10 protein-coding genes are annotated in these 13222 nt (G+C 71.7%); 4 read left to right on the top strand and 6 right to left on the bottom strand.

Going from position 1 to position 13222, the window contains the following annotated elements; translation table 11 throughout:
• Window positions 1-16: 16 nt before the first annotated feature.
• The 6 genes from WMF46_RS19095 to WMF46_RS19120 form a co-directional block, all read right to left on the bottom strand.
• Window positions 17-3253, bottom strand: a complete 3237-nt coding sequence (locus WMF46_RS19095) for a protein kinase domain-containing protein (RefSeq protein WP_437986915.1) — start codon at window positions 3251-3253, stop codon at window positions 17-19.
• On the bottom strand, window positions 3253-3459 hold the full coding sequence (locus tag WMF46_RS19100; protein WP_437986916.1) for a hypothetical protein: 207 nt from the start codon (window positions 3457-3459) through the stop codon (window positions 3253-3255). The genes WMF46_RS19095 and WMF46_RS19100 overlap by 1 nt, the downstream gene beginning before the upstream one ends.
• Before the next feature lie 39 nt (window positions 3460-3498).
• Window positions 3499-4458, bottom strand: coding sequence for a fatty acid desaturase (locus WMF46_RS19105; protein ID WP_437986917.1), 960 nt, complete (start codon window positions 4456-4458; stop codon window positions 3499-3501).
• Window positions 4459-4534: 76 nt separating this feature from the next.
• Complete coding sequence (locus tag WMF46_RS19110) at window positions 4535-5155, bottom strand: TetR/AcrR family transcriptional regulator (RefSeq protein ID WP_437986918.1); 621 nt, start codon at window positions 5153-5155, stop codon at window positions 4535-4537.
• A 112-nt stretch (window positions 5156-5267) separates the two neighbouring features.
• The gene (locus WMF46_RS19115) at window positions 5268-5963 is read right to left on the bottom strand and encodes a hypothetical protein (RefSeq protein ID WP_437986919.1); all 696 of its coding nucleotides are present in this window, start codon (window positions 5961-5963) and stop codon (window positions 5268-5270) included.
• 77 nt (window positions 5964-6040) lie between these two features.
• Window positions 6041-7609, bottom strand: a complete 1569-nt coding sequence (locus WMF46_RS19120; RefSeq protein ID WP_437986920.1) for a GMC family oxidoreductase — start codon at window positions 7607-7609, stop codon at window positions 6041-6043.
• Window positions 7610-7776: 167 nt separating this feature from the next.
• Here WMF46_RS19120 and WMF46_RS19125 point away from each other — a divergent pair, with 167 nt between their 5' ends.
• The 4 genes from WMF46_RS19125 to WMF46_RS19140 all read left to right on the top strand — a co-directional run bounded on the left by WMF46_RS19125 (window position 7777) and on the right by WMF46_RS19140 (window position 12954).
• Window positions 7777-8121 (top strand): hypothetical protein, encoded by a 345-nt coding sequence (locus WMF46_RS19125; RefSeq protein ID WP_012236117.1) that lies wholly within the window; start codon window positions 7777-7779, stop codon window positions 8119-8121.
• A gap of 3 nt (window positions 8122-8124) precedes the next feature.
• Window positions 8125-10569 carry a nitrite reductase large subunit NirB gene (nirB, locus tag WMF46_RS19130; protein ID WP_437986921.1) on the top strand — a complete coding sequence of 815 codons (2445 nt, stop codon included), beginning with the start codon at window positions 8125-8127 and terminating at the stop codon, window positions 10567-10569.
• 11 nt (window positions 10570-10580) lie between these two features.
• On the top strand, window positions 10581-10898 hold the full coding sequence (locus tag WMF46_RS19135; RefSeq protein WP_437553717.1) for a Rieske (2Fe-2S) protein: 318 nt from the start codon (window positions 10581-10583) through the stop codon (window positions 10896-10898).
• A 145-nt stretch (window positions 10899-11043) separates the two neighbouring features.
• Window positions 11044-12954: a serine/threonine-protein kinase gene (locus WMF46_RS19140; protein ID WP_437986922.1), complete on the top strand. Its 1911-nt coding sequence runs from the start codon at window positions 11044-11046 to the stop codon at window positions 12952-12954.
• The last annotated feature ends 268 nt before the right edge of the window (window positions 12955-13222 follow it).

Consider the following 13222-nt stretch of genomic DNA (forward strand, 5'->3'; position numbering starts at 1 on the left):
TCCCCCAGAACCCCGCTCACCGCGCCGCGCGCCGCCCCTCTTGAACGAGCATGCGCGCCTCCGCCACCGCGGGGACCGTCTCATCCGCCACCGACCACGCCTCCAGCACTCTATTGGCAAGCGCCCGGGCCCGATCGCTCTCCCCGCGCTTCGCGGCCCGACGCGCGGCGCGCACCAGCGAGAGGCTCGCCCCGTTCAGCTCACCGGAACGATCCGCCATGGCCGCCTCCAGCCTCGCGACGAGCTCGCTCGCCCCCACCTGCTCGAACGTCTCGACCATCGGCTCGGCGAGGACCTCGACGAACGGACCCGGCGTCCGGAGCAGGGGCCGGAAAGCGCGCGCCGCGCCCGCGAAGTCTCCCTTTGCATAGCGCTCGGCCCCGTCCGTGAAGGCGTCCGCGTCCGGGAGGGCGCTATACGACAGGCGCTGCCGGAGCTCCCGGAACCGGGTGAAGCAGCGCCGGGAGACGGCAGGTGAGGCGTGCGCGCAGACGGCGGGGAGCCGGAGCGGGACGTCCAGGTGCGCGCCGTCGAGCGGCGGCGGCTCGGGATCGAGGAAGCGCTCCACGACGAGATCGGCGAGCTCCTGCGCGCGGCCGAGGACGAGCGCGATCTGCAGGGCGCGCCAGGCGATCTCGAACCGCTGTACGCGCTGCCAGCCAGCGTCGTCCGCGGAGACGACCATGGCCCGCTTTGCCCGCGCGATGGCCGCGCCAAATCGTGCCTCGCTCGCTTCGATGCGCACGAGGAGAAGATCGCTCGCCACGCGATGGACGGGGGCACCACCGGTCGCCAGCGCGAGCGCGATGCCCCGCGCTTCCTCGCGCGCGCCGGAGGTGAGGAGCGTGTCAGCGAGCATGCCTGCGACGGACGTGTCCAGCGGCGAGAGCACGTACGCGCGCCGGGCATACGTGAGGGCGTTGTGCGTGTCTCCCAGGCGCTTGGCCTGATACAGCCACCCGTAGCTGTTCCAGGGCACCCATGCCTGCATCGCTCGCAGCGACGCCTCGGCGCTTGTGGTGCCGTACGTCACGGCCAGGAGCTGGAGCCAGGGCGCGCAGCCCTCGCCGATCGGATTCCTCGGCTCCGCGGTGACCGCTAGCAGCGACATCTCCGCGGCCCGCCTCGGGTCGCCCGACTGGAGGAGGCACGAGAGGGTCGTCGCGAGCGTCGAGCGCCCGCGGGACGTCACCTCGCGCGCGAAGAGCCGATCCAGCTCGGCGATCGAGGCCGGATCGTCCACGCGTCGAGCCACGTGCTCGACACGGGCGCGCGCGGCGAGCTCGCCCGGTGACGCAACGTCGCCGCGGGGGGACAGACGCACCTCTGGCAGCGGGAGGCCGAGCGTGTAGGCGCAATGGCGGGCCTCGGCGGGCCCCAGCTCCGCGAGGTCGGCGCTCCTCGCCGCGACGCGGGAGCATTCGTCCGGAAGCCCCCCCGCGTTGTTGCTCATGGCGGCAGCAAGATCGAAGAGCGCGAGGGCGCTGCCAACATCTCGTGCGCGCGAAAAATCCGCCATCGTGGCGTCGAGCGCGGTCGCGACGGGGAGCGAGCCCCGCTCGGCGAGGGGGTTCATCGCGTCCCGCGCAGCCTCGTAGAGGGAACGCCCGGTGCCTGCGGCGTGATCGATGTCCGCCCCGTCGGGCCGGCGGAGGGTGACCGTGATTCGGAAGCCGGAGCTCTCCCGGACGACCTGACCATCGGCATAGGCCGCCGCCCGGCGACGGGCAGCTTCGATCCCCTTCGCGCGGGCATCGGGCGTGGCGTAGGGATCCTCGGGGAACCGATCCACAGGCTGCGCCGGGAGCGCGAGGAGCTCAGCAGGGGCGAGCGTCCGTGTGGCGGAGCCGCCGAGGAGGACGCTTGCTCGGTCGCAGAAGAGGGAGGCCGCCGCGGCGCCCATCCAGCCAGAGGGCTCGTCGATGCCCGACGCGTCGAAGGGCGGGCACGCCAGCACCGATGACGTCGATTGCAAGGGGGGAGCGGGCAGGAGCAGGGGCGCAGACGGCGCATCGCGGTCGACGACCCATGCACCCAAGACCGCCAGGATCAAGCCGCCGGTGATGGCCCGGACGCCCCACACGCGCGGGCGCCCGGGAGCGAGCGGCGTGGGCGTCGGGGGGGCCCGTTCGGTGGGGATCGCACTTCGTCCCTCTCTCGTGGGCCCGCGAAATCCAGGCTCCGACGCCGAATCCCTGTTCGTCGACCCCTGCTCGGATGCCGGCTCCGTCTTTCCCAACGCGCTCTCGTCCGGGCCTGGTCGTGTCCCGCCATCCTCGAGCCCGTCGTCCGCTGTGGCAGCGGCCATCGCCACCGCCGTCAATGGCCCGCGGCCAAGGGCCGGCTCGGGCAGGGCGAGCGCCGTGATGTCGGCGAGCCCGAGCGCGTCACCGAGCGCGCACACCGCCGCGGTTGCCGTGGCGAAACGCTGGTCCGGGTCGACGGCGGTCACCTTCGCAAACCAGACGTCGAAGCCGGCGGGCAGAAGGATGCCCTTCCTCGACGCGCGCGCTATCGCCGGCTCCACCGGGCCGTAGGCCGCGCTGAGCGCGAAGGTGACGAGGTTGTCTTCTTCGGTCCTCTCGTCGGCCCAGTACGCCTCGCCGACGAGGAAAGTATAGGCGATCATCCCGAGCGCATAGACGTCCGTCGCCGCCGAGACGCGATGGCCGCGAAACTGCTCGGGCGCCATGTACAGCGGCGTCCCCACGGTCTGGGTCGCGCCTCCGCGGGCGGTGCCCTCGGCGACGATCTTCGCCACGCCGAAGTCGAGGACCTTGATGCGCCGCTCGCCACCCTCGCGCAGGCTCAGGAAAAGGTTGGCCGGCTTGAGGTCGCGATGGACGATCCCCGCCGCATGCGTCCTGTCCAGCGCGAGCGCCGTCTGATGAAGGCACGCGAGCGTCTCCTCGAACGAGAATCGCCCCACGCGCCGGAGACATCGCCCGAGCTCCTCACCGCGGAGCAGCTCCATGACGAGAAATGGCACCCCGGTCGCTTCGTCGACCCCAGCGTCGACGACCTCGACGATGAACGGGCTCTCGATGCCCGCGGTGACCCGCGCCTCGAGCTCGAACCGCTGCCGGAGCTCGGGGCGCTCGATGATATGGGAGAGCATCACCTTGAGCGCCAACCGGCGGTCAGTCCCGAGGTGACGAGCCTCATACACCGCGCCCATGGCGCCTGCAGCGAGGCGGCGGATCAGCCGGTAACGCCCGGCAAAGATCGCCCCTTCTACCATCTCGGCGGACATCACCTGAAAGCCTCGATGGGAATATACCTTGACGCTCCTGGAAGGGCGCACATCACGCCGCCCGAGAGCGCGTCGAGGACCCAGCCGTAATCGCGCACGTCGGCGACGCTCTCTCCGTCGGTCACGTGCACCGCCGCGTCGGCCGCCGCCGCGCTGACGATCTGATCGAGGTTCTCGGACTCGCGAAGCTGTTCGTCCTCGTCCATCCGGGCACGATACCAGAGACCGTACTCCGCCCCACCAGGTCACCGCCTCACGGCGCCCTCATGGACGGCGCGGGAGCGCACGATGCGGGCGTGAGGGCCGAGGGCTGGGTTTGTTATGAAGTGCCACAGCACCCAGGTCCACGATCGGTGCGAGACCAGCGTGTCGTAGTGGCGCCTGGCGATGCGGTGCAGCGCGGGCAGGCGCCAGCCGGGCACGTTCATGAAGTCGTGGTGCTCGACGTGGTAACCCACGTTGAACGTCACGTGGTTGAGCGGCCCGTAGTAGCTGTAGGTCTCCTGCCCGGGCGCGTACACGTAGTGCTCGTGCACGAAGTGGGCGGCCACCGGGTGCAGGCTGTGGCCGATCAAGGTCGACAGCAGCAAGTAGGTGAAGCCGGGCGCGCCGAGAAGGCGCCACGAGAGCCACGCGGCGGGCAGCTGGATGGCCAGGTTGATCCACTCGTCGCGGTTCGGCAGCTTGGCGAAGCGCGCGGCGCGGCCCAGGTAGGCCGCGAAGTAGAAGAACAACCACAGGAGCTTGCGCACGCGGCCGGCGCCGATCAGCCGCACCTCGATCGAACGCGGCAGATCGGTGTCCTCGCCGGCCACGCCGAGCAGCGCGTGGTGCGCGAGGTGGTAGCGGCGGAAGCTCATCGCCGCCGGCAGCACCATCGGCAGGTTGGCGATCAGCGCCAGCAGCTTGTTCGAGCGCGCGCGGCGCGCGGCCAGATCGTGCGCCGCCTCGTGGATGGCCATCGCGCACCAGTGCGAGAGCACCGCGCCGAACGTCGCCGCCGCGAGCGTGACCACCCACCAGCGCGCGGCGAGCGCGCCGAGCGACCAGGCGACGGCGAACTGCGCGAGCACCACCGCCAGCGTGACCGCGATGGTGCGCCGGTCGTAGCCGAACAGCGCGCGGATCTCGGGGTGCTCGCGCAGGATACGGCGCCGGCGCGCGCGGTGCGGCTCGGCGCGCGTGACCCATTCGAAGGAACGCATGCGCCTCGATCTAGGCAGCGCGACCGGCGCCGCCCATTCGCATTCCCGGCGCCGCGCCCGCGCGTGCCAGCGGCCGTCAGTCGGGCCGCAAATAGCCGTACAAAAGCCGGGTGAGCTCGGCCTGCGCGGCCGGCGCGCGCAGCATGTCGCCCTCGCGGAAGGCCGCCATGCCCAGGGTGTTTCGCATTGCGTGGAACAGGAAGAAGCCGCCGAGCTGCGGATCCACCGCGCGGGTCTTGGGCCGGATGCGCGCCAGGAGCTCGGCCAGCGCGGCCTCGGCCTCGCGATCGGCCTCGGCGATCAGATCGAAGTCGCCCACCCGCACGAACCACTTCATGAGCGCCTTCATCACGCGCGCGTGGGCCAGCTCGAGCTCGATCAGCCGGCCGGCCAGCCGGTGCAACGCCGCCTCCAGCGGGAGCGGCTCGACCTCGTCGAGCACCCGGCGGATCTCGACGAAGCGCTTTTGCACGAAGCGGCGCAAGAGCGCCGCGACCAGCGCCTCGCGGTTGGGGAAGTACTGATACAGCGAGCCCACGCTGACGCCGGCGCGCTCGGCGATGTGCGTGGTCGAAACACGGCTCTGCTTCGCCTCCTCCTCGCGCTCGATCAGCTGGCCGGCGGCCTCGAGGATGGCGTCGACCGTGCTGCGCGAGCGCTCCTGGCGCGGATCCTTGCGCGGCTTCTGCGGCGACATGGGCACGCCGCACATTCTCGCACGGCCGCCGCTGGCCTCGTGAGGCCGGCGTGCCGGCGTGGCCGAGCGCGCCCGGAAGCGACGGGCGCGACAGCGAAGCGCTGAGGCGGATCTACGCGGCCTTCGCCGGCTTCGGGTTCAGCTCGAGGAAGCGGCGCTGGTAGGCGTACGAGCGAAAGCGGATCTTCAGCGGCGGCTTGTTGTTGCTCTCGATCTCGATCTTCGCGCCGTCGTCGTGCTCGGCGCAGTGCGGGATGCGCAGCGTGTAGGTCGTGCCGCCGCCGGTGCGCACCGCGATGCTCCCGAGCGCGAGCCCGGCCGCGGCGACGGCCGCGTTGGTCCCGGTCTCGCCGTCGTGCGCCTTCGCCTCGACGCCGCGGGTCGCCGGCCTCGCGCACACGCAGCAGCCTGCCGGCCAGCTGATCGTCTCGCTCGTCACCGGCGCCGGAAAGCCCGGCGTCGGGTGGACGTAGTCGTCGGCGAGCACGGTGAGGACACGCTTGTCGACGAGGTACGCGGCCTGGCACTTGTCGCAGAACGCCGGGTCGTCGGTATGGTTGAGCTCGATCTCCTCGAGCGTCGCCCGGCAGCGCGGGCACGTCGCGCTGCCGGCCAGGTCCTTGGCGACCAGGAGCGACCCGAGCGCGAACACCGCGAACCCGAGGCCGCCGGCGAGACAGAGCACCCACAACAGGCCGGAGCGGCCGATCATCGCGCGGAAACAGAGGAACGAGAGGCCGGCGAGCACCGCCGTGATGACGGCGTACTTGATGGTGGAGCCCGTGTTGCGGGTCACGGTGGACGTCATGAGCGCGACCTTAGCGCCGGTCGACCCTCGAGCGCGCGCCGAACGCTGTCAGCGGGTCTCTCGCCCCCGGGCGGCGGCTACACCGCGCCGTCGCGGAGCCACTCGCCGAACCGCTCGCCGATCATCAGCGCTGTCAGGTTCGTGTTCACGCTCGGGATGGTCGGCATGATGCTCGCGTCCGCGACGACCAGGCCCTCGACGCCGCGGACCCGCCCGCGCCCGTCGACCGCCGCCGAGACGTCCCCCTCGGGCCCCATCGGGGCCGTCCCGCACGGGTGGTAGCCCGAGCCGCAGCTCCGGGTGATCCACCGCTCCAGCGCCTCCCGCCGCATCAGCGTGCGCTCGGTGGGCCAGACGAACCAGCCGAGCTCGCGCATCGGCGCGGTGCGGGCGATCTCGTACGCGAGCGTGAGCGCGTCGACAGCGCGCGACAGGTCGTCCCGGTCGACGAGCATGTTCGAGACGATGCGGGGCCGCGCGTGCGGGTCGGCGCTCACGTGCTCGATGCGGCCGACGCCGCGCGGCTTGCCGATGCAGCACGCGAGCGCGAACGCCGGCACCGTGAGGCGCGGGTGCAGCGGGAAGAACGAGCCCGGCTGGAGCATCACGTCGTTCGGGTACGGGCTCCCGCGCGACGTATAGCGGAGCATCGTCTGGACGAGCGGCTGGCGCAGGACGTCGATCAGGCCGCGGCGGCGCGGCCACAGGCCGATGACGGCGCCCGGATGATCGAGCAGCCGCGCCCCCACGGCGGGCACGTCGGACACGAGCGCGACCCCGAGGCGCGCGAGCTCGGCCCGTGGCCCGATCCCGCTGCGCAGGAGGATCCCCGGCGTCGCGATCGCACCGGCGCTCAGCACCACCTTCCGCGTCGCGACGACCTCGACGCGCCCGTCCGTCTCGACCTCGACCCCCTCGACCCGGCGGTTCCGCACGAGCACCCGCCGCACCGTCGTGCGCGGCCGGAGCCGCAGGTTCTCGCGCCGGCGCACCTCGGCGGTCAGGTAGCAGCGCGCCGCGCTCATGCGCTGTCCGTCGATCTTGTTCATCGCGTGCGGCCCGACGCCGCCGGGCGCGCGCGGATCGTTGGTGTCCGCGCACTCGGGGTGGCCGAGCGCCCTGCACCCGTCGACGAACGCCGCCTGCCACGGCACGAGCTCCTCGCGCCGGGCGCGGCGGATCGGCACCGGGCCGCCCTTGCCGTGCCAGGGCTCGCCGAAGTCGAGATCGTCCTCGAGGCGCTTGAAATAGGGCAGGCAGGCGTCGAAGCCCCACTCGGGCAGGCCGAGCGCCGCCCACTCGTCGTAGTCGTAAGGCTGGCCGCGGACCGCGATGCACGTGTTCACGGCCGACGAGCCGCCGACCACCTTGCCGCGCGGGAAGAGGAACATGATCTGCCCGGGCGTCGGCCGGTGGCGATAACCCCAGTCGTGCGCGAGCCACGAGTTGCGGGTGCCGTCCCGGAGATCCACGGGCAGGCCTTCCGGGTCCGGGTAATCCGGGCCAGCCTCGAGCAGCAGCACCTCGCGATCCGCGCGCTCGGTGACACGCGCGGCGATCACGGCGCCCGCCGAGCCGGCCCCGACGACGACGAGCTCCGCGGCGGCGGCCGGGCGGGGCGAAGAGGACAGTGACGTTCGAAACACCTTGGAAACTCGACCTACACGGGATCGCGCCCCCGGGCAACGAACCCTCGAAACTGTCCTCGCTGTATGACCGTGGTGCGGTGCCAGAGCGCCGCGCGGCGCGCGCCGGGCGGCGTACGGCGCGCACGCCCATCCGAGGGTCCGATGGATCCGCCCGGGAGGCCACATTGGAAACACCGAGGTTCATACAGGGTGTCTACTCGTTCGAGGGGCAGGGCCTGGAGCAGCCGGTGCCCCTTCGTCCGGCGGTCGGGTACACCGTCCCGCGGGACAAGCGCGCTCAGCTCATCTACCTGCGCGCGGGCAACTCCACGTCCGAGCTCATCTACCTGCTCCTCAAGCGCGACGGCCACCCGATGCGCTATTTCCCGATCGGCGCCAAGGCGGCGATCCACGTGCCCCTCGTGATCGTGGAGGACATCCACCCGGAGAGCGTGATCGAGCTGTGCGTGGGCGCGCCCGAAGGCGCGCGCGGGCTCGCGACGATCGACATCGGCCTGGCGGAGATCTGAGCCATGCAGAAGAAGCGAAAGCTCGTGTTGATCGGCAACGGGATGGCCGGCGTCCGCACCGTCGAGGAGATCCTCGCGCGGGGCGGCGCCGACCAGTTCGAGATCACCATCTTCGGCGACGAGCCGTATGGCAATTACAACCGCATCCTGCTCTCGGAGGTGCTCAACGGCTCCCAGGACCCGAGCGAGATCTTCCTGAACCCCCTGGCCTGGTACCGGGAGAACGGCATCCAGCTCCACGCGGGCGTGCGCGCGCGGGCCATCCACCGGCACTCGCGCCAGGTGACCGGGGATCACGGGGTCGTGGCGCCCTATGACAACCTGATCATCGCGACGGGCAGCTCACCGTACATCCCGCCGATCCAGGGAGTTCGACTGGAGGGCGGCAGGGAGAAGCCCGGAGTGTTCGTGTTCCGCAGCCTGGACGATTGCCACAAGATCGCCCAGTACGCGCGGGGCAAGCGGAGCGCCGCGGTCATCGGCGGCGGGCTCCTCGGGCTCGAGGCCGCGCGCGGGCTGCAGAACTTCGGGCTCGACGTCCACGTTGTCCACATCAGCGGCCACCTGATGGGGCAGCAGCTCGACGTCACGGCGGGCGGCATGCTGAAGACCACGCTCGAGCAGCTCGGCGTGACGGTGCACCTCAACAAGAGCACGAAGGAGGTGCTCGGAGAGGACCGCGTGACGGGGCTCCGCTTCGCCGACGACGAGGCGCTCGCCTGCGATCTCGTGGTGATCTCCGCGGGCATCCGGCCGAACGTGGAGATCGCCCTGCGCGCCGGCCTGACCGTCGAGCGCGGGATCGTTGTGGACAACCACCTGCGCTCGCCCGACGACCCGAGGATCTACGCCGTCGGCGAGTGCGCGCAGCACCGGGGGCAGGTCTACGGGCTCGTGGCGCCGCTCTGGGAGCAGGGCAAGGTGCTGGCCGACCACATCACGAAGCGCAACGACAAGGCCTCGTACGCCGGCTCGAAGGTCTCCACGAAGCTGAAGGTCATGGGCATCCAGCTCGCCTCGATGGGCATCACCGAGCCCGCCGACGATCGGGACGAGATCGTGCAGTTCCTCGAGCCGAAGAAGGGCACGTACAAGAAGCTCATCATCCGCGACGGCAGGCTGCTCGGCGGCATCCTCCTTGGCGACGTCAGCAAGGCCGCGTACCTGATGCAGGCGTTCGACAAGAGCACACCGCTCCCGGAAGAGCGGCTGTCGCTGCTGTTCGACATCGGGGCGCCCTCGCCGCAGGCGACGATCGAGGAGATGCCGCAAGGGATGCAGGTCTGCAACTGCAACGGCGTCACCAAGGAGGGCCTCGTCGCGTGTGTGCGCGCCGGCAAGCGGACCCTCCGGACCATCATGGACGCGACGCGCGCGGGCATGGGCTGCGGCGCCTGCAAGCAGCTCGTCTCGGAGGTCGTGGCGTGGGCGTGCGGGGGCGCGGCGGAGCAGGATCCCGCGGCCAGCTACTACGTGCCTGGCGTCCCGCTGAGCAAGCCCGAGCTCGTCCAGGCGATCCGCGAGCGCGGGCTCAGGTCGGTGTCCGCCGTCTTCCGCGAGCTCGCCGGCGGGAACGAGGACCCGGGGAGCAAGCCGGGGCTCGCGTCGCTGCTCCGCACGTTATGGCACCATGACTACGAGGACGAGCGCGACGCCCGCTTCATCAACGACCGCGTGCACGCCAACATCCAGAAGGACGGCACCTTCAGCGTGATCCCGCAGATCGCCGGCGGCATCACGTCGGCCGCGCAGCTCCGGAAGATCGCGGACGTCGTCGACAAGTACCGTGTGCCGCTCGTGAAGCTGACGGGCGGCCAGCGCATCGACCTGCTCGGCGTGAAGAAGGAGGACCTGCCGGCGGTGTGGCGCGACCTCGACATGCCTTCTGGGTTCGCTTACGGCAAATCGTACCGCACGTGCAAGAGCTGTGTGGGGAGCGACTTCTGCCGGTATGGGCTCGGCGACAGCATCGCGCTCGCGCTGAAGATCGAGGAGCGCTTCCAGGGCATGGACACGCCGGCCAAGCTGAAGCTCGCGACCGCCGGCTGTCCGCGCAATTGCTCGGAGGCGATGGTGAAGGACGTCGGCGCCGTCGCGGTGGAGGGCGGCAAGTGGGAGATCTACGTGGGCGGCGCGGCCGGCGCCCACGTGCGCAAGGGCGACGTGCTCTGCGTTGTCGAGACGCACGAGGACGCGCTCGAGCTCATGGGGCGATTCATCCAGTATTACCGCGAGAACGCCAGGTACCTGGAGCGGACGTACGGATTCGTGGAGCGCATCGGTATCCAGAAGATCCGGGCGGTGGTCGTGGACGACAGCGAGGACATCGCGGCGCGCCTCGACGAGGAGATGCGAAAGACGATCGAGGCGTACCGCGATCCGTGGCGAGAGGCGAACTCCCCGAAGACGGCGAACCAGTTCCGATCGGTCCTGCCGATCGTGCAATGAGGGGGCGAGAGATGGAGATCACCCTGGGCCCCCTCTCGGCGATCCCGCCGGGCGAGGGGCGCGCGTTCGAGGTCGGATCGGAGCGCATCGCGGTGTTCGTCACGCGGGAAGGCCGCGTGTTCGCCACGCAGGCGAGCTGCCCTCACCGGGGCGGCCCGCTTGTCGACGGGCTGCTCGGCGGCTGCACGCTCATCTGCCCGCTGCACGCCCAGAAGTTCAACCTGGAGACCGGAGAGGCCCTGAGCGGCGGGGAGGGGCTCAAGACCTATCCCGTCCGTCTCAGCGCGACGAACCAGATCCTGGTGCGGATCGAGGGCGGCGGGGGCTGAGCGCCGCCCGCCCCGCGCCCGGGGGGAGGCCCGGCGCGTGCTGCCGCGCCGGCGCTCTGCGGAGCCCCTGGATCGCGCGTCTTTGGGTACGCTGCCGGAGCGCGTCGCGCGTCCCCCGACGTCGCCTGGAGGGTTCCCGTTCGCCATGGCCGACCCCACGACAGCCGCACCGCTCGCCCCCGGCGCCGTCCTCGGGGGCGATTTCCGCGTCGTCCGCCCCCTGAGCCAGGGGGGCATGGGCGCCGTGTTCGTCGCCGAGCAGCTCTCGACGGGCAAGCCGCGCGCGGTGAAGCTGATGCACGCGCAGCTCGCGCAGGACCCGCGCTTCCGCGAGCGCTTCGAGCAGGAGGCGAGGGTAGGGGCGCGGATCGAGAGCGATCACGTCGTCGAGGTCGTCGCCGCGGGGGTCGATCCTGCGACGCAGACGCCCTGGCTGGCCATGGAGCTGCTCGACGGGGCCGACCTTTCGGCCGTGATGGCGCAGCGCGGCGCGCTGCCGTCCGACGAGGTGCGCGAGCTGATGGGGCAGCTGTGCCACGCGCTCGGCGCGGCGCACCGCGCGGGCGTCGTCCACCGCGATCTCAAGCCCGAGAACATCTTCATCGCGCGGCCGCGGCAGCAGAACGTCCGCTTCAAGGTGAAGGTGCTCGACTTCGGCGTCGCGAAGATCGTGGCCGAGGCGCGGGCGACGACGTCGATCACCGCGTCGGTCGGGACGCCGCTCTGGATGGCGCCCGAGCAGACCGAGCTCGCCGCGCAGGTCGTCCCGGCGTCGGACGTCTGGGCGCTCGGGCTGCTCGCGTTCTACCTGCTCACCGCGCGCCTTTACTGGGTCGAGCCGAGCCGCGGGCCGAGCGCCTCGGTCATGTCGCTCATGCGCGAGGTGCTCTTCGGCCCGCTGGATCCTCCGTCCGCCCGCGCCGCGCAGCTCGGGTGCGCGCACCTGATCCCCCCCGGCTTCGACGCCTGGTTCGCCCGGTGCCTTGCCCGCGACGTCCGCGCTCGCTTCGCCGACGCGGCGCAGGCCATGGCGGCGCTCGATCCCGTGCTCGCCGCGGCCGCCCACAGGTCCGCGCCGATGCCGGCCGTGCCCTCCATGCCCTCCATGCCCTCCATGCCCTCCATGCCCACACCACCGGTGTATTCCGGCCCTTCCGGGCCGACCACCGCGCCGACCCAGCCGGGGGTCTACCGCACCGACGTCGGCGGCATGACCGGCGGCACGCTCGTCCCGGTGCCTGCGTTGCCCCCGCGCAGGGCCCCCTGGGGCCTTCTGCTCGCGATCGCAGGCGGCGGGCTGGTCGCCGTCGCCGCGCTCATGGTCGGCGGCTTCATGGCCTTCCAGCGGCTCCGCGCGGCGGACCGCGCCGCCGACAGCGCGCCGCCGGCGCCGCTGTACAGCGGGGCCGATGCGGCCACAGCCACGGGCGGGGCGCCGACGCCGCCGGCCAGGCCATCGAGCGTCGCGGCGAGCAGCGACGTCGATCTGGCCGGCACCTACGACATCGTCTCGTCGCGCAACCCGGGCGGGCAGGGCAGCTACTCGGGCAACGTCCTGCTCTCCCGGAGCGGCGACACGTACCGCATCGCCTGGATCATCACGAAGGGCGCGGGCTACGAGGGGATTGCGTTCGTGCAGGGGCAGACGCTCGCCGTGGGATGGGCGAGCGGCGGGCCCTACGGCGCGGCCGCGTACCGCATCGACGGCGGCCGCCTCCACGGGCAGTGGATCGCCACGGACCGGCCCGGCCAGGTGATCTCCGAAGAGCTGGAGGGCCCTGAAGGGCTGGTCGGCAGCTACCGGATCGTCGACGGCGCTCGCAAGGGCACGGTCGTCATCGTGCCCACGGGCGAGACGTACGCCGTCACGTGGGCGCTGAGCACCGGCGCGCTGAAGGGGGTGGGCATCCGCTCGGGCGATCAGCTCGTCGTGGGCTGGTCGCCGAGCCAGCAGGTCGGCGTGGTCAGCTATGCGATCGCGGGCCGGCAGCTCGCGGGGCGATGGGGGACCCTGGGCGGCACGCTGGCGGGGAGCGAGGCGCTCGTGCGCCGCTGACGAGCAGAACGACGCGCGAGGCGAGCATGGACGCCGTGTTGCGACCGGCAGAGTCCAATGGATTCGAGCGGCAGACGGCGACGCCATTCCCGATCCAGCGCGCGGGGCAGAGGTCATGCCACGATGTCACCGACAGGGCGGCGCCGGCGTGGGGCCGGTGGTGTGGGGCGTGGCGTGCGCCAGGGTTCGCGGAGGACGGATGAGGGCCGGCGCGCCGCCCGCTCAAAGCGCTGGCGACGCGCGCCGACCATGGCAGCATGTGCAGCGC

Source organism: Sorangium sp. So ce117, assembly GCF_051524395.1.
Taxonomy (GTDB): domain Bacteria; phylum Myxococcota_A; class Polyangia; order Polyangiales; family Polyangiaceae; genus Sorangium; species Sorangium cellulosum_B.